The organism is Xanthomonas sp. DAR 80977, from assembly GCF_041240605.1.
GTDB classification, from domain to species: domain Bacteria; phylum Pseudomonadota; class Gammaproteobacteria; order Xanthomonadales; family Xanthomonadaceae; genus Xanthomonas_A; species Xanthomonas_A bundabergensis.
Window position 1 is genome coordinate 1,132,938 of the sequence record NZ_CP162487.1, and the last position, 24,871, is coordinate 1,157,808.

Consider the following 24,871-nt stretch of genomic DNA (forward strand, 5'->3'; position numbering starts at 1 on the left):
TACTAACTCAACGTGAATTAAATATTTCACCATTGCCCGGTATGCTTGTCCGACCTTCCGCCAGTTCTCGCTCATGCCCGCTCCCGTCGCCGTCTCGCTGCCGCGCGCTTCCCGCCCCGTCCACGCCACGCATGCCGATCTCAGCGACAACGAGCGGCGCATGCTCGACAGCCTGCGGCTGTTCGGCACCGTCACCCGTGCCGACCTCAGCCGCATCACCGGCCTGACCGTGCAATCGGCGGTGCGCCTGATCGATGGCCTGGCCGAACGCGGGCTGGTGCAGATCGGCGCCTCGCTGGCGCACGGCGGCCGCGGCAAGCCGGGCGCGGCGATCGCGCTCAATCCCGCGCACGGCCATACCGTCGGCTACTCGATCGCCACCGACGCGCTGTCGCTGGCGCTGCTGGACTTCGGCGGCCAGGTCCGCGCCACCGCCGAGCATCCGCTGCGCTCGACCGAGCCGGCGGCCTTGCTGGCGCAGTTGCGCGAGGCCGATGCGGCGCTGCTGGCCGCGGCCGGACGCGGGCTCGGGCCGCGGCTGGGCGCCGGCGTGGCGATGACCGGTTTCTTCGTCGATGGCGCCGAGCGCATGAATCCGCCCGATCCGCTGCGCGCGCTGGGCGAGCTGTCGATCGGCGACTGGCTGGCCGAGGCGCTGGGCCTGCCGGTGTGGGTGGACAACGACGGCAGCGTGGCCGCGGTCGGCGAAAGCCTGCTCGGGGTCGGCCGCCAGTACCGCGATTTCGCCTATCTGTATTTCAGCTACGGCCTCGGCGGCGGCGTGGTGATCGACGGCGCCTGCCTGCGCGGCGCGCACGGCAATGCCGGCGAGTTCGCCGGCATGCTGCCGGGGCAGGGCCTGGAGCGCGGCACGCTGGAGCTGCTGCGGCAGATGCTGATCGAGGACGGGGTGATGCTGGCCGACGTCAGCGCGCTGGTGGCCGCCTACGATCCGGCCTGGCCGACCATCGAGCGCTGGATCGCGCGCGCGGTGCCGGGCCTGTCGCTGATCGTGTCGGCGATCACCGCGGTCTTCGACCCGCAGGCGGTGGTGTTCGGCGGGCGCCTGCCGCGCGACCTGGCGCTGCGGCTGATCCCGCAGTTGCGCATCGACAACCAGCCGCGCCGCGGCCAGGCGCGGCCGCTGCCGGTGCTGCTGCCGGCGGCGGCGATGGCCGACGCCAGCGCGGTCGGCGCGGCCACGCTGCCGTTGAAGGCCTGCTACTTCCGCTGAGCGGGGCTGCGGCTTGCCCGCGCCTGCACGCCACGGGCGCTACCCTATGCGCCTGTGCCAGGACCCAACTGCCGCGCGCGGCGGCGCCACCGCTGGCGGCGCGTGGCGGTCCTGCCCGTTTCCCCCATCACTGGAGCCGTTGCGATGAAATACCTGCACACCATGATCCGCGTCCACGACCTGGAGAAGACCAGCAAGTTCTTCACCGAGGGCCTGGGCCTGAGCGAGACCCGGCGCATCGAGAACGAAGCCGGCAAGTTCACCCTGGTGTACTTCGGCGCGCCGCAGAACCCGGAGGCCGAAGTCGAGCTGACCTACAACTGGGGCTCGGACGAGGACTACGGCAGCGCGCGCAATTTCGGCCACCTGGCGTTCGAGGTCGACGACATCTATGCGATCTGCGCGCACCTGCAGGCGCAGGGCGTGGTCATCAACCGTCCGCCGCGCGACGGGCGCATGGCCTTCGTGCGCAGCCCGGACCTGATCTCGGTCGAACTGCTGCAGAAGGGCGAGGCGCTGGCCCCGGCCGAGCCGTGGGCATCGATGCCCAACACCGGCGTGTGGTGAGCCGCCGCCGCCGCGCGCGCGGGATGCGCTGCGCGCGGCGGCCTGTTTCCCGCTGAATCCGGCGGCGCGCGCCGCACACGTGCGGCACGCGCCTTGGCCGCGCCCGGATTGCGGAGCGGACGTGCGCTCGCTTGCGCATCGCATGGTTGCCGGCGACCTCTCACAGAAGCAAGCCGCCGACCTGCGCCGCTCGCGCAGTTGCGCTGCCGGCATGGCGCAGACCGGCCGCAATACCGCCCTCGCCACGGCGCCGAGCGGCCTGCGTTCATCATCGATCAAGCCGGTCGGCGATGTGCGATGCGCCGTTTTTCCGGGCATTCGACAGCGCCCGCGCCCGTGCATGACGCGGCGTTGCGGCGTGTGCGTTTGCGTGCACACCACCGCCATGCCGCGGCAAGCCGCCGCCACATTCGCTGCAGACCCTTCGGCGCTCGCCTCTTGCGCCCCTGGAACTGCCCATGTCCTCGTCTTCGCCCACCGCGCTGCAGGCCGCGCCGACCGTCTCCGTCGTCATCTGCACCTTGAACGAACACGAGGCCATCGGCCCGGTGCTGCGCGAACTCGCTGCGCACCTGCAACACATCGATTACGAAGCGATCGTGGTCGACGACTCCGACGACGAGCGCACCGCGGAGGTGGTGGACGCGTATGCGGCCGGCAATCCGGCGGTGCGCCTGCTGCGCCGGCGCGGCGGCCGCGGCCTGGCCTCGGCGGCGATCGCCGGCTGGGACAGCGCCCGCGGCCGCTGCCTGGCGCTCATGGACGGCGACGGCCAGCACGATCCGGCGCTGATCGCGCGCATGTTGCGGCGCATGCAGGAGAGCGAAGCCGAGGTGGTGGTCGCCAGCCGCTACCTGGACGCAGGCGATTCCGGGCTGGGCCGCTGCCGGCATGCGCTGAGCCGCGTCGGCGTGCGCCTGAGCCAGACGCTGCTGGGGCTGGGCGTGGCCGATCCGATGAGCGGCTGTTTCCTGATGCGGCGTGCCTGGTATCGGCAGGTGCGGCCGCAGCTGTCGGGCGTCGGCTTCAAGATCCTGGTCGACGTGCTGGCCTCGGCACGGCGGCGCCCGTACACGGTGCAGGTGCCGACGCGGTTGCGCAGCCGCCGCGGCGGCGCCTCCAAGCTCGACGCGCGGGTGGTCGCCGAACTGGCCGCGCTGCTGCTGGAGAAGCGCACGCGCGGCTGGCTGCCGGCGCGGATGAGCCTGTTCTTCGCGGTCGGCTTCAGCGGCATGGCCGTGCATCTGCTGTCGCTGGGCGCGCTGCTGCTGTCCGGCGTGGCGTTCTGGCTGGCGCAGTTGCTGGCGATCTGCGCGGCGATGGGCTGGAATTTCCTGTGCAACAACCTGTTGACCTTCCGCGACCGGCGCCTGAGCGGCATGCGCCTGCTGCGCGGCATGGCGATGTTCTATGCGGCCTGTTTCGGCGGCGCGATCCTCAGCGAGCTGATCGGCAGCGGCCTGCACGCGCTGCAACTGCCATGGTGGCTGGCCGGCGCCGCCGGTGCGCTGGCCGCGGGCGGTTGGAACTACCACGCCGCCAAGCGGACCGCGTGGCGCCCCGAGCCCGCGGCGGCGGATGCCGCGGCGGGCCACGAGACCGCTGCGCCGGCGCCGCTGGCGATGAAGGAATGAGCGAGGTGCGCGACGCCGCCATGGCCGCACCGCGCTGGCCGGCCCTGGCCTTCGCCGCGATCGCGGCCTGCGCCTGCGGCTTCGCCTTCGTCGGCCTGGATGCCAGCGACTACTGGATCGACGAGCTGTACACCGTGCACGTGATGGGCCACGGCCAGGGCCTGGACGAACTGTGGCGGCGCGCGCTCACCGACACCCACCCGCCGCTGTACTACGTGCTGCTGTATGCGTGGAGCCAACTGGCCGGCACCGGCGAGGCGGCGTTGCGCCTGCCCAGCGCGGTGGCCGCGGTGCTGGCGCTGGGCGTGTTCGGGGTCGGCCTGCGGCGGGTGTTCTCGCCGACGGCGCTGGCCTTCGCCATGGCCGCCGGCGCGGTGTCGGTGTTCTGGTTCGAGCAGAGCCAGAACGCGCGCAGCTACGCGCTGTGCCTGCTGCTGTCGGCCGGGCTGCTCGCCATCGCGGTCGCGTTGCGGCGGCGCGCGCAGGCCGGCGCCGCGTTCCCGTTCGCGCACTGGGCCGCGCTCAGCGGGCTGGGGCTGTGCGCCAGCCTCACCCATTCCTACCTGCTGCTGTGCGTGGGCATGCTGCTGCTGTTCCTGCTCGCAACGTTGCGCGACATGCGCTTGCGCGCGGCGCTGGTCGCATCCGGAGTGGCGATCCTGGCAGTCAACGTCGCCTTCGTGCTGCTGTTGCTGCACTCCACTCAGCAGGACGTGCACCAGCTGTGGTTCCGCAACGACGCCGGGTTCTTCTACAGCCAGTTGCGCAGCGCCAGCCGCGACCTGTTGTCCGGCGGCACCGTGCTGGCGGTCCTCGCGCTGCTGGGCGCCTGGCTGTGGCGGCGCCTGCGCGGGTTCCCGCACGACCCGGCGCGCACGCGGGCGCAGGCCGACTGGGTCGCGGCGCTGTGCGGCTGCGTGCTGGTCGGCATGGTGCTGAGCGGAATCGCGGTGAGCCTGGCCATCGCGCCGTCGTTCTCCGCGCGCAACCTGCTCACCGCCGCGCCGTTCGCCTGGGCCTTGCTGGCGCGCCTGTACGACGCGGCGGGGCCGGGCGCGCGCAGCGCGGGCGGACGCGCCGCCGCGGCCTTGCTGATCGTGCTGGTGGGCGCGCAGCTGTGGCTGCTGCGCGGCCGGCCGCTGCAGCGCAACGAGGCCTGGCGCGGGTCGGCGCAGGTCGTGCAGCGCTTGCCCGGCTGCGGCGAGGTCGAGCTGCCGGTGGTGCTGCCGTACAAGTTCGGCCCTTCCACCGCGCCGTACCGGACGCTGGCCGAGCAGGACTTCTTCGGCCACTACCTGCGCGCCCATCGCCTGCGCGCCTACACGCCCGACGAACTCGCCGGGCGCGCTGCCGCGGACGGGCTCGCCGCGCGGCTGGCGACGCGCGCACAGGCGGCCGCGGGCGGCGGCTGCGCGCTGCTGGCCTGGGGCGTGCACGACCTCAACCCGACCACGGCGCTGCAACTGGCGCAGGACCTGGCGCGGCTGCCGGGGGTGGCCCCGAACCGGGTCGTGCTGCAGCCGGTGCTGCGCTGGCGGCGCCGCGGGCTGGGCTGGCATCAGGTGGCCGACGGATTCGTGTTCCTGGCCGCACCGCCGCTGCGCGCCGGGCAGGCGCCGGCCGACCCGGGCTAGCGCCTAGCGCCAGCCGCCGTGTGGCGAGCGGCGCTGGGCGAGCGCCAGGTGGCGCTGGTTGCCGCGCCATCCGGGTGGGCTGCGGTCGATGCCTGCGCCGGATGGCCACGCGCTGCGGCACTGCCGGCCGCCGGCGGCGCGCCGCGCGAATCCTTCGTGGCGCTGTGCACGCCGTACCGCGCTGCCTGGCCGCACCGCGGCGACGGGTCGTGGCCGCGTCTGCAGGCGTGGGCGGTTCGCGGCGGTTGCCGCGCCGCGCGCGGCGCGCCGCACCGCGGTCTTATACTCGTGCGCTGTCTTCCCCAGGAATCCCTTCGATGACCGCTTCCTCCGCCGCGGACCTGATCGCCCTCGGCCAGCACTACTACCTGCCGATCTACCGCCCGCGCCAACTGGTGCTGGAGCGCGGCCAGGGCGCCAAGGTGTGGGACAGCGAAGGCCGCGACTACATCGACCTGTCCGCCGGCATCGCGGTGTGCGGACTCGGCCACAACGATCCGGACCTGACCGCGGCGCTGCTCGAGCAGGCCGGCAAGCTGTGGCACACCAGCAACGTGTTCTACAGCGAGCCGCCGCTGCGCCTGGCCGAGGAACTGGTCGCCGCCTCGCGCTTCGCGCGCAAGGTGTTCCTGTGCAACTCTGGCAGCGAGGCCAACGAGGCGGCGATCAAGCTGGTACGCAAGTGGGCCGGCAGCCAGGGCCGCGCGCCGGACCGGCGGGTCATCGTCACCTTCCGCGGCAGCTTCCACGGCCGCACCCTGGCCGCGGTCACCGCCACCGCGCAGCCGAAGTACCAGGAAGGCTACGAGCCGCTGCCCGGCGGCTTCCGCTACGTGGATTTCAACGACATCGTGCAGTTGGAGACGGCGATGGCCGCCGGCGACGTGGCCGCGGTGATGCTCGAGCCGGTGCAGGGCGAGGGCGGGGTGATGCCGGCCGCGCCGGGCTTCCTGGCGCAGGTGCGCGCGCTGTGCGACCACCACGGCGCGCTGCTGCTGCTGGACGAGATCCAGTGCGGCATGGGCCGCACCGGCACCCTGTTCGCGCACTGGCAGGACGGCGTGACGCCGGACATCGTGACCCTGGCCAAGGCGCTCGGCGGCGGCTTCCCGATCGGCGCGCTGCTGGCCGGGCCGAAGGTCGCCGAGACCATGCAGTTCGGCGCGCACGGCAGTACCTTCGGCGGCAATCCGCTGGCCGCGGCGGTGGCGCGGGTGGCGCTGCGCAAGCTGGCCTCGGCGCCGATCGCGGCGAACGTGTCGCGGCAGGCGGCGGCGCTGCGGCAGGGGCTGGCCGCGCTCAACGAGGAATTCAAGCTGTTTTCGCAGGTGCGCGGGCGGGGCTTGATGCTGGGTGCGGTGCTGAACCAGGCGCATGCGGGGCAGGCCGGGGCGATTCTCGATCACGCTGCCGCGCAGGGGTTGCTGACGTTGCAGGCTGGGCCGGATGTGTTGCGGTTCGTGCCTTCTTTGAATATCACGGATCAGGAGTTGGCGGAGGGGTTGAAGCGGTTGCGGGTGGCGCTGCGGGAGTATGTCGGTAAGCGGTGAGTCGGGATGCGGATAGTGCTTGCTTGCACGTGATGCAACGGCGGCAATAGCCACAGTCAAAGCCGAAGGCCGAAGCCAAGGCCAAAGCCAATGCCAAAGCTTTCGCGCTTTGCGCGAGTCACTTTTCTTTGCTTGTGCAAAGAAAAGTAACCAAAAGAAAGCACACCCCAGACGCGCGCCCTCCGCTGCGCTCCGGGTGCGCGAGGTGGACGGGAATTTTCCGATGGCACATCCATGTGCCAGCGGAAAACGCCACGCATCCTGCGTGGCGCCCCTGCGGGGTTGTACCCGCCCACCTCGCCGCGCTCTATGGGGGCCCCGAAGAGCAACGTCAAAATCCTGAGCAACAGCAACAGCAACAGCAACAGCAACAGCAACCGCTATAGCCATGGTCGTGGGCACAGCCGTGGCAGCTCAGCTGCGGCGGTTCTGTTGGCGTATGCGAGGTGCTTATGTCAGGCCGTGCCGTGCCAGGGCGCGGCGCAGGGCGCGGGTGCCGCTGGCGGTTTCTGCGGGCATGCCGATGGCGCGGGCGCCGCGGACGTTGACGAACAGGTCGTCGATGAACAGGGCGTGCCGCGGGGCGACGCCGAAATGGTCGAGCGCGCGCCGGTAGACCTCGGCTTGCGGCTTGCGTCCGCCGAGTGCGCCGCTGCACAGCACGCGTCCGTGCAGCAGCGGGAACAGCGCCGGCACGATCTGCGCGATCGCCTGCGCCATCAGCGCGCCGTTGTTGGTCAGCACGCCGATCTCGACGCTGCCGGCCAGCGCCAGCACGCGGTCGACCACGCCGGGATCGCCGCGGCTGCCGGCCACGCGCGCGGCGATCCAGTCGGCTTCGCTCACCGGCGCGCCCAGGCCCGCGCCGAGCCGGTGCAGATAGTCGGCGGTGGCGAGGTCGCCACCGTCGTAGGCCGTTTCCAGTCCGGAGGCGAACAACACCTGCCGCACCCGCACCGGGTCGCAGCCGCACTGGGCGGCCAGGTGCGCGATGCGCGCCGTGCGCGAGTAGGCCGCCAGCACGCCGTCGAAGTCGAGCAGCAGCAGCCGGGGGCGCGTATGGGTCAGCGCGGCCACGGCGCCTGGCGCAGGCAGGAAAGGTAGGGTTGGAACATGGGGCGGGTCCGAAGCAGCGGCGCCCGAGAGTAACCCAGTACCCGCGGCGGCGAACGCCGCTACCCGCGCCGCGATGCCGGTCATCCCCCACCCACCCGCCCGCGGCGCACCTACCCGCCGGATCCGCTCGCCCGGCGCTGCGCGCTGGCTATGGTCCCTGCACGCCGCGATCGCGGCGCCGCCGGTCGGGGACCGGTGCGCATCCACGCCACATCCACGTCATCTCGGGGGTCTTGGACATGAGCAAGCGTTTGCAATCCGATCGTCTGGCGCAATCGGTGTGCACGGCACTGTGCACTGCGCGTCACGGCCACGCGCTGGCCACGCTGACGCTGCTGCTGGCCGGCGCGCCGGCACTGCCGGCGCTGGCGGAGGAGCCGGCCGGCGAGGCCAAGACACTGGACGCGATCACCGTCATCTCCACCGGCACGCGCAAGGCCAACATGGCGGTGACCGACAGCCCGGCGCCGATCCAGCTGGTGAGCGCGGAGATGCTCAAGCAGTCGGCCGCGCCGGACCTGATCAACGCCATCGCCAACCAGGTGCCGTCCTACAACGCCAACCAGACCGGCAACGACATGGCGAGCCAGACCCTGACCGCCAGCCTGCGCAATCTCTCGCCCAACCACACCCTGGTGCTGGTCAACGGCAAGCGCCGCCACATCACCTCCAACGTCAACACCACCACCGGCGCGGCCTCGGCCGACCTGTCGTTCATCCCGGCCGCCGCGATCGATCACGTCGAAGTGCTGACCGACGGCGCCGCGGCGCTGTACGGCTCGGACGCGATCGCCGGCGTCATCAACATCATCCTCAAGAAGAACCACGAGGGCGGCGAGGTGGATGCCGGCTATGCGGGCTACAAGGACGGCGGTGGCGGCACCGATTCGTGGGGCGCCAACATCGGCTTCGGCAGCGACGCGGCGTATTTCAGCCTCAGCGCCGAGGTCGAGAACCGCAAGACCGTGTACCGGCTCGGTTCGTACAGCTACGCCGACTGCGTGGCCAACTATGCCGACTGCTCGGCGGTCAATCCGAGCATGGCCGACTTCCTGGCCGACGATGTCGAAGGCATGACCCTCAACGGGCGCTTCCCCAACGTCAACGCCTGGCTCAATCCGCCGGAAGTGCATCGCAAGGCGCTGTTCTTCAACTCCGGCGCGGTGCTCAGCGACACCCTGGAGTTCTACGCCTTCGGCAGCTACGGCAAGAAGACCGCGCAGTCGGAGGAGAACTACCGCCGCCCCAGCCAGGACGGCGGCTACGTCGATCCGGCGACCGGCGCGGTCAGCCACAAGTACGCGTTGGGCTTCAATCCGTCCGAGGCCTCCGACGAGGTCGACTACGAACTCACCGCCGGGCTGAAGGGCGTGCTGGCCGACTGGTCCTGGGATTTCTCCAGCAGCTACGGCAAGAACGAGATGGACGTGTACACGCTGAACTCGATGAATTTCAGCCTGTGGCAGGACTACGGCTCTTCGCCCGAGGACTTCTACGACGGCTCGTTCTGGGCCAGCCAGTGGACCACCAACCTCAACGCCACGCACGACTTCGACGTCGGCCTGTCGCAGCCGCTGACCTTCAACGCCGGCATCGAATACCGCCGCGACCAGTACGGCATCGATCCGGGCGATCCGACCTCGTACTACGGCGCCGGCGCGTCCTCCTTCCCCGGCTACAACCCGCTGTTCAACACCGGTTCCTACAGCCGCCACAGCTACGCCGCCTACGCCGACGTGGTGTTCAACCCGACCGAGAAGTGGCTGCTCGACGTGGCCGGGCGCTACGAGAACTACAGCGACTTCGGCAGCAAGGTGGTCGGCAAGCTGACCACCCGCTTCGACCTCACCGACACCTTCGCGGTGCGCGGCACCGCCAGCACCGGCTTCCGCGCGCCGACCCTGCAGGAAGGCTACTACTCGGCGGTGCAGGTCGGCCCGACCAGCGCCACCCCGACCCTGCAGCCCAACAGCGCGGCCGCCGCGGCGCTGGGCTTCGGCAGCCTGAAGCCGGAGACCAGCACCAACTACAGCCTCGGCTTCGTGTTCCGGCCGATGCAGAACTTCGACAGCACGCTCGACTTCTACCGCATCACCATCTCCGACCGCATCGGCGTGGGCACCTTCGAGTATTCCAAGGCCGGCCAGCCGGGCGACACCAATGGCGACGGCACGCCCGATGCCGCCTACAACGCCGCGCTGGGCCAGGCGCTGGTCGACTTCGGCTACCTCGGCGGCATCGATCCGGCGGCGCCGGGCGGCTCGCTCGACGCCACCGCGCGGCAGAACATCTCGGTGGCGATCTTCAACAACGCGCTCAAGACCCGCAGCAGCGGCGTGGACTGGGTGACCAACTACATCACCGAGTTCGACTGGGGCTCGATCGACTGGATGCTGGCGGCCAACTACAACAAGACCGAGGTGCTCAGCGCCAAGCCGGCGCCGGAGGTGCTCGGCGGCGCCACCATGTACAGCGCGGCGACGCTGATCAACCTGGAGAACAACGCGCCCAAGTACCGGGTCAACCTGGGCGCCACCTTCAACGTCGGCAAGTTCAGCCTGCGCGTGACCGAGGCGGTGTACGGGCCGCAGTACCAGCTGGTGGCGCCCTACGACGAGTGGAACGGCGACATCTTCCCCGACAGCGTGCTGAGCCAGCTCGACGTGGTCGACGTCAACGGCGCGCCGTACTACAAGCAGAAGATCGGCACGATGGCGCTGACCAATGTCGAACTGACGTTCCGGCCCACCGAACAGCTGACCGTCAGCGTCGGCGGCGACAACGTGTTCAACACCTATCCCGACAAGATCCCGTCGGCGGCGTACGACTATCTCGAGAAGAACTACCTCAGCTACTACAACTCGCCGTACCTGACCGGCAGCCCGATCGGCTATTTCGGCGCGCGCTACTACGCCAAGCTGACTTACCGCTTCTGAGCAACGCGCCCCGCTCGAGCCCCTCTCCCCCCGGGAGAGGGGTTGGGCTGAGGGTCCGTCCACAGGCGGAGTCGCGCAGGGCCACCGTCCGCCGATCGCACCGCGCGCCGCAGCGGCCGCGGTCCTACCCGCTCCATCGCGACCTACCCGCCGCACACGGCCCGCGCCGCCGGTGCGGCGGCTATGGTCGACCTGCAATCCGCGAGGCGATGTCGACGATGCAAGCAGCACCCAGGGGAGCCATGACCCGCCGCCAATTGCTCGCCAGGATCGGCCTGGCCGGCGGCGGCGCGATGATGTACCAGGCGATGCACAGCCTGGGCCTGGCGGCCGAATCGCGCTTCGCCGGCGTGCCGCGGCTGGACGGCGACGCCAAGGGCGCCTCGGTGCTGGTGCTCGGCGCCGGCCTGGCCGGGCTGACCGCGGCCTACGAACTGCGCAAGGCCGGCTACCGCGTGCAGGTGCTCGAGTACAACGCGCGTCCCGGCGGCCGCAACTGGACGCTGCGCGGCGGCGACCGCTACACCGAACTGGGCGGCTTCGAGCAGCAGTGCGGGTTCGACGCGGGCATGTACCTCAATCCCGGGCCGTGGCGCATCCCGCACCACCACAAGGCGGTGCTGTCCTACTGCAAGCAGTTCGGGGTGGCGCTGGAACCGTTCGTGCAGGTCAACTTCAATGCGCTGCTGCACAGCCGCGACGGCTTCGGCGGCAAGCCGCAACGCTTCCGCGACATCGACGCCGACTACAAGGGGCACGTGGCCGAACTGCTGGCCAAGAGCACCCGGCAGGGCGCGCTGGATGCGCAGGTGCAGCGCGAGGACCAGGAGATCCTGCTCGAGTCGCTGCGCAACTGGGGCGCGCTGGACAAGGACTTCGGCTACGTCAAGGGCCGCGAGAGCAGCGAACGCCGCGGCTTCGCCAAGTATCCCGGCGGCGGCCTGTCCGGCAAGCCGCAGTTCTCCGAGCCGTTCAGCGCCCAGGACATCCTGCGCTCGCGGCTGTGGACCACGCTGGCGGCGGGCAACAACTACGAGATGCAGACCGCGATGTTCCAGCCGGTCGGCGGCATGGACCAGATCGGCAAGGCGTTCGCGCGCGAGCTCGGCGATGCGATCCGCTACAACGCGCGGGTCACCCGCATCGACCAGGACGCGCACGGGGTCAGCGTCGCCTACCAGGACGCAGGCGGCGGCGAGCAGCTGGCCAAGGCCGACTGGTGCGTGTGCACGATCCCGCTGTCGATCCTCAGCCGCATCCCGCTGGCGGTGGGCGAGAAGATGGCTGCGGCGATCGGCCAGGTGCCGTATGCGGCCTCGGTGAAGGTCGGGCTGCAGTTCAAGCGCCGCTTCTGGGAAGAGGACGAGGCGATCTACGGCGGCATCAGCTACACCGACCTGCCGATCACCCTGATCAGCTATCCGAGCACCGGGTTCCAGAGCGCCGGCAAGGGCGTGCTGCTCGGCGCCTACGTGTGGGGGCTGGAAGCGTTCGAGTTCACCTCGATGACGCCGCAGCAGCGCGTGGCCAAGGCGGTGGAGTACGGCACCCAGCTGCATCCGCAATACCCGCGCGAATTCGACAACGGCATCGCCGTGGGCTGGCACCGGGTGCCGTTCACCCACGGCTGCTTCGGCGTGTGGAGCGACGCCGCGCGCGCCGAGCACTACGAGAACCTGTGCCGGATCGACGGCCGCATCGCGCTCGCCGGCGAGCACGCCTCGTACATCCCGGCCTGGCAGGAAGGAGCCATCACTTCGGCGCTGGACGCGATCGAGCGCCTGCATCGCCGCGTCGTCAACGGAGCCCGCGCATGAAGCTGGATCGTCACTGGATGCTCGCTGCGGCGGTCGCCGCCGCCGTGCTCGCGCTGATGCTGCCGCCGGCGATCGGCCCGGCCGCGGCGCAGAGTTCCGATGCCACCCCGCTGTATCCGCAGGCTACGTTCGCCACCGCTTCCGGCGCCACCGTGTACGCGGCGATCTGCCAGGGCTGCCACATGCCCGGCGGGCAGGGCGCGCGCGGCGGCGGCGAGTATCCGCCGCTGGCCGGCAACCCCAAGGTGGCCGCGGCGCCGTACGTGGCGATGATGGTGCTCGACGGCCGCGGCGGCATGCCCGGCTTCGGCACCATGCTCAACGACCAGCAGGTCGCCGAGGTGGTGCACTACGTGCGCAGCCAGTTCGGCAACGACTATCCCGGCAGGCTCAGCGCCGACGAGGTGCGCACGCTGCGGCATTGAGCCGCGACGTTCTTCATTCCCTTTTCGACCGCCAGGAGTTCCGCATGCGCCATTGCTTCGTTTCCCGCTCGTTCCGTGCCGGCCTGTGCGCCGCGCTGTGGCTGCCCGCCCTGGCCGGCGCCGCCGAGATCGTGCGCCACAAGATTCCCAACAGCGATTTTCCGATTTCCGCGGCGGTGGAGATCCCGGCCGGCAAGACCACGGTCTATCTCAGCGGCGCGGTGCCGCGGCCGATCGACCCGGACGCGCCGAAGGATTCGCCCGCCGCCTACGGCGACACCAAGGCGCAGACCGTCAGCGTGCTGTCGCAGATCAAGGCGCAGCTGGAAGGCATGGGCCTGGGCATGCGCGACGTGGTCAAGATGCAGGCGTTCCTGGTCGGCGACCCGGCGCTGGGCGGGAAGATGGATTTCGCCGGCTTCATGGACGGCTACCGGCAGTTCTTCGGCACGCCCGAGCAACCCAACCTGCCGTCGCGCTCGGCGTTCCAGATCGCCGCGCTGGGCAATCCGCTGTACCGCATCGAGATCGAAGTGGTCGCGGTGCGTCCGTAGTTTCTTCGCCACGTTTTCCAAGGAGTCCGTCATGCAGCAACCGTCGCGTTCGCGCCGCACCTTCCTCAAGGAGTCGGCGCTGGTCGCCGCGGCCGGTCTCGGCACGCCGTGGCTGGCGCAGGCCGCGTCCGGCGCGGCGCAGGCGGCCAGCGCCGACCTGGCGCCGGTGTTGATCAACGCCAACGAGTATCCCGGCGGCCCGTCGCCGGCCGCGCAGCGCGCGATCGCCGCGATCGCGTCCAGCGGCGGCCGCTACCTGGGCGAACTGCAGCTGGAATTGCTGCAGACCCTCGCCGCCCAGCTCGGCGTGGGCCTGGATCACGTGATGGCCTATGCCGGCTCCACCGAGCCGCTGGACTACACCATGCTGGCGTTCACCTCGCCCGGCGCGTCGCTGGTCACCGCCGATCCCACCTTCGAGTCCGGCTGGCGCGCCGCCGCGCGCAACGGCGCCAAGGTGATCAAGATCCCGTTGCGCAAGGACGACGCGCACGACGTGCAGGCGATGTGCGCCGCCGACGCCAACGCCGGGGTGATCTACATCTGCAACCCGAACAATCCCACCGGCTCGGTGACCCCGCGCAAGGACCTGGACTACGCGCTGGCGCACAAGCCCAAGGGCAGCGTGCTGGTGGTCGACGAGGCGTACCTGCATTTTTCCGACAGCGCCGGCAGCATGGTCGATCGCGTCGCCGCCGGCGACGACGTGATCGTGCTGCGCACCTTCTCCAAGCTCTACGGCATGGCCGGGATCCGCCTCGGTTATGCGGTGGCGCGGCCGGAGCTGCTGGCCAGGCTGAAGTTCTACAGCGTCAACAGCCTGCCGGTGACCGCGGTCGCCGCCGGTCTGGCCAGCCTGCGCGACCCGGCGCTGGTGCCGCAGCGGCGCGCGCTCAACAGCGCCATCCGCAACGACGTGGTGCGCTGGCTCGCCGCGCAGGGCCATGCCTGCACCGCCTCGGAAAGCAATTGCTTCATGGTCGACGTGCAGCGCCCGGCCAAGGAATTCATGGACGCGATGGCGACCTATGGCGTGTTCGTCGGCCGCAGCTGGGCGCTGTGGCCGAACCGTTCGCGCATCACCGTCGGCACCGCGGCGGAGATGGCGCGGTTCAAGCGCGCGTTCGCGCAGGTGGCGGCCGGCAAGCGCGGGCCGCTGCCGGTACCGCCGCCGCCGCTGGCGCTGCACGATCCGTTGCATGGATTCTTCCGCAACGCCTAGCGCCGCGTCCTGCGCTCGATGCTGCAGTGCACGAGCGTTCGTCGTTGACAAACATTTGCGCAAAGGCAGACAGTCGTGGGACGCCGCTGCGCGCGCAGCGCATGCCGGCGCGTGGCGCGACGCTGCGCCGTTCCCACTGCCAAGGAGTCCGTCTTGAAAGCGAAGTCGCTGTTTCCCCTGCTGGTCCTCGCCGCGCTCGCGTTCGCGCCGGCGGCCTGGGCCAAGACCTGTGCGGTGACCATCACCGGCACCGACCAGATGTCCTTCGACCAGACCCAGATCAAGGTCGCCGCCGATTGCACCGAAGTGGCGCTGACCCTCAAGCACAGCGGCAAGCTCACCGCCGCGGTGATGGGCCACAACTGGGTGCTGACCAAGACCCCGGACTTCCAGGCGGTGGCCAATGCCGGCACCAGTTCCAGCCTGGCCGACAACTACCTGCCCAAGAGCGATGCGCGGATCATCGCGCACACCAAGGTGATCGGCGCCGGGCAGTCGGATACGGTCAAGTTCTCCACCGCCAAGCTCGCCAAGGGCGGCGACTACACCTTCTTCTGCTCGTTCCCGGGGCACTGGGCGATGATGAAGGGCAAGTTCGTCTTCGGCTGAGTCGCCGCGGTTGCGCTGCAGGTTGCGACCAGCGATCCGCAGCGCCTTTCGAACAGGACGGCGCCGCAGGCGTCGGCCTGCGTCAGCGCCGACTCACCCTGTGGGAGCGACTTCAGTCGCGACGGGCTTTCCCGATAACGCCTGTCGCGACTGAAGTCGCTCCCACAAAATAGCGACGGCTTTCGCGATTGCGACGCCTTCGCGCTCAGTCCAATGCCGCATCCGGCGGCGCCGCGCGCTGCAGCAGCCCGCGCTGCAGCGCGCTGGCCAGCGCGGCCTCGCGGGTGCCGGCTTCCAGCTTGCGGTACAGGTTCTTCAGGTGGAACTTGACCGTGTTCTCCGACAGCGCCAGGCGCCGCGCGATCTGCTTGTTCGCGTCGCCCTGCGCCAGCAGCGCCAGCACTTCCAGTTCGCGCTCGCTGAACAGCTCGGCGCCGCTGTCCTGGTCGTGGCGCAGCTTGTCGAGCAGCGCCTGGATGGTCATCGCCAGCGTGGTGTTCGGTGCCGCCTGCGGATCCTGCTGGCGCGCCATGCGCAGCAGCGCCTTGCCCGGCACCCCCAGTTCCAGCAGGCATTGCCAGGCCTGGGTACTGGCCACGTGCTGCAGCGCGTGGCGCAGATACGGCAGCGCGGCGGCGGATTCGCCGCGGTCGTGCAGCACCAGCGCGATGCGCGCGCGCACCCGCGCCAGGTGCACCTGGTTGTCGGCGGCCATGCAGGCCGCTTCCACGCCTTGCAGCACCGCCAGCGCGGCGCGGGTGCGTCCGCCCAGGCGATGCCAGCGCGCCAGGGCGAAGCCGAGCGCGGCGAGGAAGCGCCAATCCTGCGGCTGGCCCAGCGCGTGCGCGAACCGCGCCTCGCCGCCGGTGCGCGCGACCAGCACGTCGATCGCCGCCGAGGGCGGCTGGTCGAGCAGCACGTGCAGCCGCCAGGCCAGCGCCAGGTCGGCGAGCCGGCCCAGATGCCGCGCATGCGCGATGCGGTCGATATGGTCGAGCAGGTCCAGCGCGGCGCGGCCGCTGCGGTCGTGCTGCCGCGCCAGCACCAGCGCGGTCTCGTAGCCGGCGGCATACACGTCCAGCCAGCCGTCGTGCTGTTCGAGGAAGCCCAGCGCCGGCTGCAGGCAATCGGCGGCCTCGTCGTAGCGGCCGTGCTCGCATTGCAGTTGCGCCAGCAGGCATTGGCCCACTGCCTGCAAGGTGGGATCGAGCTGCTGCTGGCGCTGGGCCATGGCCAGCGCCTGCCGGCAGGTGGCTTCGGCCCGTTCCAGCTGGCCGCGGTAGTAGTGGCTCTGCGCCAGGTGGATCAGCGCATAGCTGGCGCCGACCTCGCTGCCGCTGGCCTGCATCGCGCTGCCGGCCAGTCGCGCATAGCGCTCGGCGCCGGCGAAATCGGCGCGGCCCAGCGCGGTGGTGGCGCAGATGCACCACAGCGTGCCGCGGCCCAGGCTGTCGTCCTCGTCCAGCGCCGCCGCCTGCGCGGCGATCTGCGCCAGTCCGCGCGGGTTGGCGCAGACCTGGTCGAGCAGGTCGCGCAGCAACGCGACGACCACCGTGTAGTCGCGCTCGAACGGCGCGCGCACGTGTTCGGGGAAATCGCGGAAGCGTTCCAGCAGGGTCTGCGCGTGCGCGAACTCGCCCAGCTTCATGTGCAGGTAGGCCTGGGTCAGGTTCAACGCCGGCCGTTCGCCGATGCTGCTGCGCGGGAAGCGCCGCAGCAGCGCACGGATCGGCGCGGTGCCGTGGCGCAGCAGCAACTGCCAGGTGCCGGCGCGGGCGATGCAGTCGGCGGCGCTGTCGATCGCGCCGCCGCGCACCGCGTGCCGCACCGCTTCGGGCAATTGCCCGTGCGCATCGAACCAGTGCGCGGCGCGCCGGTGCAGCTGCGGCGCCAGCCCGGGCGTGTCGCGCTCCAGCTGCTGATGCAGGTAGTCGGCGAACAGCGGATGGAAGCGGAACCATTCGTGTTCGCCGTCCAGCGCCACCAGCAGGCCCTGGAAGTGCGCCAGCCGTTCCAGCAGGCGGCCGCTGTCGTCGCGCTCGCGCACCGCGTCGGCGAGCGCGGCGTTGAACCGTTCCAGCGGCGAGAGCTGCAGCAGCAACGCGCGCAACGCCGGATCCAGGTCGTTGAGCACCTGTTCGGCCAGATACGCCGCCAGCTCGGCGGTGCGTCCGGAGAACCGGCCGAGGTCGTCGCGGCGGCGTTCGTCGCCGCCCAGCCATAGCCCGGCCAGCTGCAGCGCGACCGCCCAGCCCTCGGTCTGCCGGCGCAACTGGCGGGCCATCGCCGCCGGCACCTGCGGCCCCAGCAGCGCCAGCGTCTCGGCCTCGTCCAGCGCCAGTTCGCGCGCGCCGATGCGTTCCAGCTGGCCCTGCAACGCCCAGCGCGCCAGCGGCAGCGCGGGTGCGCGCCGCGTCGCCAGCAGCAGGTGCAACTGGCCGCCGGCATGTTCGACCAGTCGCGTCACCACCTCGTCGAGCGCGCTGGCGTGGCCGCGGTCGTAGTCGTCGAGGATCACCAGCAGGCGCTTCGGCGCGGTGCGGATCGCGCGGATCAGGCCGGGCAGGGTGGACGCCACCTCCAGGTCCTGGCCCTGCTGCTGCAACGCGGCCTGCAATGGCGCGCCGAGTTCGATCCCGGCGCCGCGCGCGGCCAGCGCCAGGTAGGCGAGGAAGCGCCCGGGATCGGCGTCGTCCTCGTCCAGCGACAGCCACGCCACCGCGGCGTCGCCGCGCTCGCGCAGGCGCTGGTGCCATTGCCCGAGCAAGGTGGTCTTGCCGAAACCGGGCGGCGCCAGCAACAGCGTCAGCGGCAGCTCGGCGGCGCGGTCCAGGTGCTGCAGCAAGGCCTCGCGCGCCACCGCGGCCACGCGCGAGCGCGGCGGCGCCAGTTTGTCGGCCAGCACCCAGTCGGGCACGGCAGGGCTGTCGTGCACGGACGGCAGGGAACGCGGATTCAACAGCGTGACAGGCTTGAGCATGTCGCCATGAGTGTCTGCAGCGGTCGCCCTCGCGCCCTCTGGCGGCTCGGGTGACGGGACGGAAGCGACGCATGCCGGCTCGCCGCGCAGATCGCGGAAAGCCGTGTGCCGCGCCGATTCCACGGGCCCCCGCCCTGATGCCGTCCGTTGGCCTTGAACGTTGAACTTATGACACGGCCGCGACAAAAGCAAAGTCGCGACCGGGTGCTCAGTTTGTGTTCAGCTGCTGGCGACCACGGCGAACGCCTCGCGCGCCGCGGCCAGGGTGGCCTCCAGCACGCCGTCGTCGTGGGCGCTGGACAGGAAGCCGGCCTCGTACGCCGACGGCGCCAGGAACACGCCGCGCTCCAGCATGGCGTGGAAGAAGCGGTTGAACGCGGCGGTGTCGCAGGCGGTGGCCTGGGCGTAGGTCTCCACCTTCTCGGTGGTGAAGAACAGCCCGAACATCGCCCCGACCTGGTTGGTGGTGACCGCCACGCCGGCGGCGGCGGCGGCCTGCTCCAGCCCGGCGCACAGCGCGGCGGTGGCCGCGTCCAGGCGCTGGTGGAAGCCCGGCGCCTGCACCAGCTCCAGCATCGCCAGGCCGGCGGCCATCGCCACCGGGTTGCCGCTGAGCGTGCCGGCCTGGTAGATCGGCCCGGACGGGGCGATCTGCCGCATCAGGTCGGCGCGGCCGCCATAGGCGCCGACCGGCATGCCGCCGCCGATGATCTTGCCGAACGTGGTCAGGTCCGGGACCACGCCGTAGTGCGCCTGCGCGCCGCCCAGGGCCACGCGGAAGCCGGTCATCACCTCGTCGAAGATCAGCAGCGCGCCGTGCCGCGTGCACAGATCGCGCAGGTGCTGCAGGTAGCCGTCGCGCGGCGGGATGCAGTTGGCGTTGCCGACCACCGGCTCGATGATGACCGCGGCGATCTCGCCGCCGATCTGCTCGAACAGCGCGGTGGCGCCTTCGACATCGTTGTAGCTGAGCGTGGCGGTGAGTTCGCTCAGGCCGGCCGGCACGCCCGGCGAGGTCGGCACGCCCAGGGTCAGCATGCCGCTGCCGGCCTTGACCAGGAACGAGTCGCCGTGGCCGTGGTAGCAGCCTTCGAACTTGACGATGCGGCTGCGCCCGGTGGCGCCGCGCGCCAGGCGCACTGCCGACAGCGTGGCCTCGGTCCCGGAGTTGACCATGCGCACCATCTCGCACGAGGGCACCAGCCGGGTGATGGTCTGCGCCATCGTCACCTCGGCCGGGCACGGCGCGCCGAACGACAGGCCGTCGCCGATCGCGCGCTGCACCGCCTCGCGCACCGCCGGGTGGTTGTGCCCGGCGATCATCGGGCCCCACGAGCCGACGTAGTCGATGTAGCGGTTGCCGTCCACGTCGTACAGGTAGGGGCCGTCGGCGCGCTGCACGAAGAACGGTTCGCCGCCCACCGACTTGAAGGCGCGGACCGGCGAGTTGACGCCGCCGGGGATCAGCGCCTGCGCCTGGTCGAAGAGGGCCTGCGAGCGGGAATGGTTCATGAGCGGGGGAATCCTTGGCGAGGCTGGCCGGGCCGGATGGCCGGGCGCGGAGCGATGCCGCCTATTGTCGCGGCTCCCGCCCGCAGGTGCCATGGCGCCTACCCGGCCACGCCGCACCTACCCGCCGTGGCCGGCTCCGCCCTGTGATCCGCTGCCTACTATCGAAGCGTCCAGGGGCGCACGGCCCGATCGCCAGCGGCGACCGGCCGTGCAACGGGCGGAGTTCCACTGTGTTCGCGGGCAGCGCCATTGGCGTTGCGCCTGCATTTTTCGTTGGGTTGCCAACGATTTCCATCTTCGGGGAGAGAGCATGCACCGTACGATCCGCAGGAGCGCCCTGGCGCTCGCGTTGGCGCTTGCCGCCGGCCATGCCCATGCGCAGTCCACCACCGGCAGCATCGTCGGCAGCGTGCCGCCGGGCGCGGGCGAGAGCAGCGTGCTGATCACCAACACCAGCGGCTTCAGCCGCGAGGTCAAGGTGGACGAACGCGGCCGCTACGCGCAGGGCAACCTGCCGCTGGGCACCTACACGGTCACGCTCAAGCGCGACGGCCAGGTGGTGGAGACGCGCGAGAACATCAGCCTGGTGGTCGGCGCCGGCACCGAGGTCGGCTTCGGCGGCCCGGCGCAGACGCTGGATGCGGTCAACGTGGTGGCCGGCAACGTGGCCCGGATCGACGTGGCCAGCGTCGACAGCCGCACCGTGATCACCGCCGAGCAACTGGCGGTGCTGCCGCTGGGCCGCAGCGCCGAGGCCATCGCCTTGCTGGCGCCGGGCGTGGTCGCCAACAGCGGCGGTTTCGACAACGGCCCGCTCGGCGGTTCGCTGGCCAGCTTCGGCGGCTCGGCGGCAAGCGAGAACGCCTATTACCTCAATGGCTTCAACACCACCGACCCGGCCAGCAGCCTGGGCGGGCTGACCCTGCCGTACGGCGCGATCGACCAGCAGGAAATCTTCACCGGCGGCTATGGCGCGCAGTACGGCCGCTCCAATGGCGGCGTGATCAGCCAGGTCGGCAAGCGCGGCAGCAACGAATGGCACTTCGGCGCGGCGGTGATCTGGCAACCGGACAGCCTCAGCGCCAGGCAGAGCGACCTGTATTTCCGCAAGGACAGCGTGTACTGGGATCCGAGCAATGCCAAGTACACCGCCGGCAACTACATGCCGCTGAGCGAGACCAGCGCCGACCAGACCACCTACAGCGCCTATGTCGGCGGCCCGCTGGTGCAGGACCGGCTGTTCTTCTTCCTGGCCCTGGAGCAGGTCGATTCCAGCGGTACCCGCGTCGCCGACGCGCGCGTCACCTCCGGCGGCATCTCCGGTTCGCCGTGGACGCGCTACGACTACAAGCAGACCCGCGCCTACGCCAAGATCGACTGGCAGATCAGCGACAACCACTCGCTGGAATTCACCGGCGCGCAGGACAAGGCGCGCACCAACGGCAACATCTACGGCTACGACTACGTCGAGCGCGAGGTCGGCAGCTACAAGGGCCGCGAAGCCAAGAACGAGTTCGGCCCGACCCTGTTCCTGGGCAAGTACACCGGCTATTTCGGCGACAACGTCACCTTGACCGCGCTGTACGGCAAGGAGAGCCTGCCCGACAAGCTCACCGCGATCGGCTACGACGCCGGCAACGGTCCGTTCCTCAACAGCGTCGCCAACCAGAACCCGGCCTATACCGGCGGCACCGCGATCGGCAACACGCAGACGGTCAGCTCGATCACCGATCCGGACCGCGAGTACAAGAAGGACAACCTGCGCCTGAATCTCAACTGGCGCCTCGGCGCGCACAGCATCGATGTCGGCATCGACAACCAGAAGAGCGAGGCGATCAACATCGGCTCCTACAGTTCCGGCCCCGGCTACGCCTGGACCTACGGCTACACCCCGGACCCGTACGGATTGAACAGCGGCGGCCAGGTCAGCGGCTCGGTGGCCGAGGACGGCAGCATCGGCGTGCCCAGCCCGGGCCTGGCCGATCCCACCTACGGCAGCACCGGCTACTACGTCACCCAGGACATCGCCACCAACCTGTATTCCTACGACGCCAAGCAGACCGCGTACTACCTCGAAGACCACTGGCAGGTCACCGACAAACTGCTGCTCTCGCTGGGCGTGCGCAACGACAGCTTCACCAACTACACCCCGTTCGGCCAGGCCTACATCGAGCTGAAGAACCAGTGGGCGCCGCGGCTGGGCTTCAGCTGGGACGTCAACGGCGACTCCAGCCTGAAGGTGTACGGCAACATCGGCCGCTACTACCTCGGCCTGCCGCTGTCGCCCGCGGGCCTGTTCACCCCGGCGGTGTCCACCAGCACCTACTACACCTACAGCGGCATCAACGCCGACGGCACGCCGATCCTGGCCACCCAGCTGGCGCCGCCGGTGTCGGCCAACTCGCGCTTCGGCCGGCTCGCCGACGTGCGCACCGCGGTGGTCGAGGACATCAAGGGCGAGAACCAGGACGAGCTGATCCTCGGTTTCACCAAGCTGCTGCCCAACGACTGGGTGCTCGGCGTGCGCGGCACCCATCGCCGGCTCAACGACGGCATCGACGACACCAACCTGGACAACTCCAACGCCGGCCTGCTGGCCGCGGCGGAGGCGGCGGGCGTGGACATCGACTGGGCCAAGAACGCCAGCGCGGCGCTGGTCAATCCGGGCAAGACCAACACCTACCGGGTGATCGGCACCGACGGCCAGATCCACGCCTTGACCGTGACCCGCGAGCAGGGCGGCTACCCCGAATTCAAGCGCCGCTATTCAGCGCTGGAATTCAACCTGGAGCGTCCGTTCGACGGCCGCTGGTACACCAAGATGAGCTACGTGTGGTCGCACAGCTACGGCACCACCGAAGGCCAGTTGCGTTCGGACCTGTGGCGCACCGGCGGCGCGCTGGGCAGCTACCGGGGCCAGGCGGCGACCTCGACCACGCAGAGCTGGGACCATGCGGCGCTGATGGAGAACTTCAACGGCAACCAGTCCAACGACCGCCGCCACCAGCTCAAGGCGTACGGCTTCTACCAGCTGACCGAGGAGTGGGGCGCCTCGGCCAACCTCAGCCTGATTTCCGGCGCGCCGCGGCCATGCCTGGGCTACTACTACGGCACCAACTACGACGCTGGCGATCGCGACCCGGCCGGCTATGCCAATCCCAGCGTCACCGGCGGCACGTACCACTTCTGCTACAACCCGGCCACCGGCACCGGCGAGCCGTCGCCGCCGGGCTCGCACGGCAATCTGGGCTGGGTGGCGCAGCTCGACCTGGGCGTGAGCTACAAGCCGAGGTTCGCCGAGGGCAAGTTGGCGCTGAGCCTGGACGTGTTCAACGTCACCAACCGGCAGACGGTGACCAACGTCTATCCGTTCTCCGAGTTGAACCCGGGCGAAGTCAACCCGCTGTGGAACCAGGCGGTGGCGTACCAGGCACCGCGCTCGGCACGGGTGACGCTGAGCTACGACTTCTGAGCGGGCACGAGGATGGCCGCTTCGTAGGGGAGTGACGCCTGGGTGTCCACCGAGCCATGGCGCCAAGCCCCTCTCCCCTCGGGAGATGGGTTGGGGTGAGGGTCCGGCGCGAAGCATCTCGTGGAGTTTGGTGCGCGAGGCTGCGCCCGTACCCTCATCCGCCCCTGCGGGGCACCTTCTCCCGGTGGGAGAAGGAACAGCCTAGCCCCTCTCCCCCCGGGAGAGGGGTTGGGGTGAGGGTCCGGCGCGCAGCGACTCGCGGAGTTTGGGGGCACGAGGCTGCGCCCGTACTCTCATCCGCCCCTTCGGGGCACCTTCTCCCGAGGGGAGAAGGAACAGCTGAACCCCTCTCCCCTCGGGAGAGGGGTTGGGGTGAGGGTACGGCGCGCAGCGACTCGCGGAGTTTGGGTGCGCGAGGCTGCGCCCGTACCCTCATCCGCCCCTTCGGGGCACCTTCTCCCGGTGGGAGAAGAAACAGCCTAGCCCCTCTCCCCTCGGGAGAGGGGTTGGGGTGAGGGTACGGCGCGCAGCGACTCGACGCGGGCCGCCAGAATCCGGGCGCCTCCTCCTGCGCGCCTCAGTCGAAGCAGGCGCGATAGGCGGCCAGCGCGGCGCGCGGGTCGGCGGCGTCGAACACGCCGCTGATTACCGCCAGCAGGTCGGCTCCGGCAGCGACCAGGGCGCGGCCGTTGTCCGGGGTCAGCCCGCCGATCGCCACCCGCGGCAGGCCCAACGGCGCGGCGTCGCGCAGCAGGCCGGGCTCGGCGCGGCGCGTGGTGACTTTGCTGCGGGTGGGGAAGAACGCGCCGAAGGCCACATAGCTGGCGCCGGCCGCGGCGGCGGCACGGGCCAGGGCGAGGTCGTCGTAGCACGAGGCGCCGATCAGCGCACCGGCACCCAGCGCGGCGCGCGCGGCGGCCAGGTCGCCGTCGTCCTCGCCCAGGTGCACGCCCGCGGCGCCGACCGCCTGCGCCAGCGCCACGTCGTCGTTGACGATCAGCGGTACCCCGGCCTGCGCGCACAGCGCCTGCAGCGCCGTCGCCTGGGCCAGGCGCTGCGCCGCGTCGGCACGCTTGTTGCGGTACTGCAGCCAGATCGGGCCGTCGGCGAGCAGCGGCGCCACGCGCGCCAGCAGGCGTTCGCCGTCGCCTTCGTCGGGGGTGATCAGGTAGACGCCGCGGGGCGGCGATGATGCATTCATGGATGAGCCTTCCGGTGTGCAGGCGAGGGTGGGACAATGCCGCTCCGCCCGGCCTGTAGACCAGCGATTATCCAATGAGCGACGCCACTGCCACCACCTACCGCACCTGGATGTGCGTCGTCTGCGGCTTCATCTACAAGGAGCTCGACGGCCTGCCGGAAGAAGGCATCGCCCCCGGCACCCGCTGGGAAGACGTGCCCGACACCTGGACCTGCCCGGACTGCGGGGTGACCAAGGACGATTTCGAGATGGTGGAGATGGATTGAGGGCCGGGATTGGGGAGTCGGGAGTGGGGATTCGCAAGAGCGGATCGCTGCAGCGGACCCAGCGGGTCGCGCCAAGCCCCCTCCCAGGAGGAGTCCTAACCTCGACGCGATGGGGATAAATCAGGTCGGATAAACCCTGCTA

At 70.5% G+C, this 24,871-nt stretch carries 17 protein-coding genes; 13 read left to right on the plus strand and 4 right to left on the minus strand.

The genetic code is table 11. From position 1 onward, the window contains the following. Positions 1 to 73: 73 nt before the first annotated feature. From AB3X10_RS04810 to AB3X10_RS04830, 5 genes are all read left to right on the plus strand, one after another. Complete coding sequence (locus AB3X10_RS04810) at positions 74 to 1,234, plus strand: ROK family transcriptional regulator (protein ID WP_369979527.1); 1,161 nt, start codon at positions 74 to 76, stop codon at positions 1,232 to 1,234. Positions 1,235 to 1,378: 144 nt separating this feature from the next. Further along, positions 1,379 to 1,801: a VOC family protein gene (locus AB3X10_RS04815; RefSeq protein ID WP_369979529.1), complete on the plus strand. Its 423-nt coding sequence runs from the start codon at positions 1,379 to 1,381 to the stop codon at positions 1,799 to 1,801. Positions 1,802 to 2,259: 458 nt separating this feature from the next. Further along, a complete protein-coding gene (locus AB3X10_RS04820; protein ID WP_369979531.1) occupies positions 2,260 to 3,435 on the plus strand; it encodes a glycosyltransferase in 1,176 nt (391 codons plus the stop codon). Beyond that, positions 3,432 to 5,069, plus strand: coding sequence for a hypothetical protein (locus tag AB3X10_RS04825; protein ID WP_369979533.1), 1,638 nt, complete (start codon positions 3,432 to 3,434; stop codon positions 5,067 to 5,069). Before AB3X10_RS04820 ends, AB3X10_RS04825 begins: the two co-directional genes overlap by 4 nt. 317 nt (positions 5,070 to 5,386) lie before the next feature. Next, positions 5,387 to 6,619, plus strand: coding sequence for an acetylornithine transaminase (locus AB3X10_RS04830; protein WP_369979535.1), 1,233 nt, complete (start codon positions 5,387 to 5,389; stop codon positions 6,617 to 6,619). Positions 6,620 to 7,069: 450 nt separating this feature from the next. Here AB3X10_RS04830 and AB3X10_RS04835 read toward each other — a convergent pair whose 3' ends face one another. Then, positions 7,070 to 7,687 (minus strand): HAD-IA family hydrolase, encoded by a 618-nt coding sequence (locus AB3X10_RS04835; protein WP_369981651.1) that lies wholly within the window; start codon positions 7,685 to 7,687, stop codon positions 7,070 to 7,072. Positions 7,688 to 7,974: 287 nt separating this feature from the next. Between AB3X10_RS04835 and AB3X10_RS04840 the strand changes: the two genes are divergently transcribed. The 6 genes from AB3X10_RS04840 (at position 7,975) to azu (ending at position 15,298) form a co-directional block, all read left to right on the plus strand. Then, positions 7,975 to 10,671, plus strand: coding sequence for a TonB-dependent receptor plug domain-containing protein (locus AB3X10_RS04840; RefSeq protein ID WP_369979537.1), 2,697 nt, complete (start codon positions 7,975 to 7,977; stop codon positions 10,669 to 10,671). Positions 10,672 to 10,889: 218 nt separating this feature from the next. Next, on the plus strand, positions 10,890 to 12,488 hold the full coding sequence (locus tag AB3X10_RS04845; RefSeq protein WP_369979538.1) for an NAD(P)/FAD-dependent oxidoreductase: 1,599 nt from the start codon (positions 10,890 to 10,892) through the stop codon (positions 12,486 to 12,488). After that, positions 12,485 to 12,913, plus strand: a complete 429-nt coding sequence (locus AB3X10_RS04850; protein WP_369979539.1) for a c-type cytochrome — start codon at positions 12,485 to 12,487, stop codon at positions 12,911 to 12,913. The genes AB3X10_RS04845 and AB3X10_RS04850 overlap by 4 nt, the downstream gene beginning before the upstream one ends. A gap of 44 nt (positions 12,914 to 12,957) precedes the next feature. Further along, the gene (locus tag AB3X10_RS04855) at positions 12,958 to 13,467 is read left to right on the plus strand and encodes a RidA family protein (protein ID WP_369979540.1); all 510 of its coding nucleotides are present in this window, start codon (positions 12,958 to 12,960) and stop codon (positions 13,465 to 13,467) included. Between the two features lie 31 nt (positions 13,468 to 13,498). Continuing rightward, positions 13,499 to 14,689, plus strand: coding sequence for a pyridoxal phosphate-dependent aminotransferase (locus AB3X10_RS04860; RefSeq protein WP_369979541.1), 1,191 nt, complete (start codon positions 13,499 to 13,501; stop codon positions 14,687 to 14,689). Between the two features lie 177 nt (positions 14,690 to 14,866). Next, positions 14,867 to 15,298 (plus strand): azurin, encoded by a 432-nt coding sequence (gene azu, locus AB3X10_RS04865; protein WP_369981653.1) that lies wholly within the window; start codon positions 14,867 to 14,869, stop codon positions 15,296 to 15,298. A gap of 205 nt (positions 15,299 to 15,503) precedes the next feature. On the opposite strand, the gene AB3X10_RS04870 is transcribed toward azu, so the two are convergent. Both AB3X10_RS04870 and hemL read right to left on the minus strand, forming a co-directional pair. Continuing rightward, on the minus strand, positions 15,504 to 18,278 hold the full coding sequence (locus tag AB3X10_RS04870) for a LuxR C-terminal-related transcriptional regulator (RefSeq protein ID WP_369979542.1): 2,775 nt from the start codon (positions 18,276 to 18,278) through the stop codon (positions 15,504 to 15,506). Between the two features lie 219 nt (positions 18,279 to 18,497). After that, positions 18,498 to 19,790 (minus strand): glutamate-1-semialdehyde 2,1-aminomutase, encoded by a 1,293-nt coding sequence (gene hemL, locus AB3X10_RS04875; protein WP_369979544.1) that lies wholly within the window; start codon positions 19,788 to 19,790, stop codon positions 18,498 to 18,500. A 310-nt stretch (positions 19,791 to 20,100) separates the two neighbouring features. Here hemL and AB3X10_RS04880 point away from each other — a divergent pair, with 310 nt between their 5' ends. Continuing rightward, positions 20,101 to 23,262, plus strand: coding sequence for a TonB-dependent receptor (locus tag AB3X10_RS04880; RefSeq protein WP_369979546.1), 3,162 nt, complete (start codon positions 20,101 to 20,103; stop codon positions 23,260 to 23,262). 577 nt (positions 23,263 to 23,839) lie between these two features. Here AB3X10_RS04880 and thiE read toward each other — a convergent pair. Then, on the minus strand, positions 23,840 to 24,463 hold the full coding sequence (gene thiE, locus AB3X10_RS04885) for a thiamine phosphate synthase (protein WP_369979548.1): 624 nt from the start codon (positions 24,461 to 24,463) through the stop codon (positions 23,840 to 23,842). A gap of 74 nt (positions 24,464 to 24,537) precedes the next feature. Between thiE and AB3X10_RS04890 the strand changes: the two genes are divergently transcribed. After that, positions 24,538 to 24,729 (plus strand): rubredoxin, encoded by a 192-nt coding sequence (locus AB3X10_RS04890; protein ID WP_145702715.1) that lies wholly within the window; start codon positions 24,538 to 24,540, stop codon positions 24,727 to 24,729. Positions 24,730 to 24,871 lie beyond the last annotated feature (142 nt).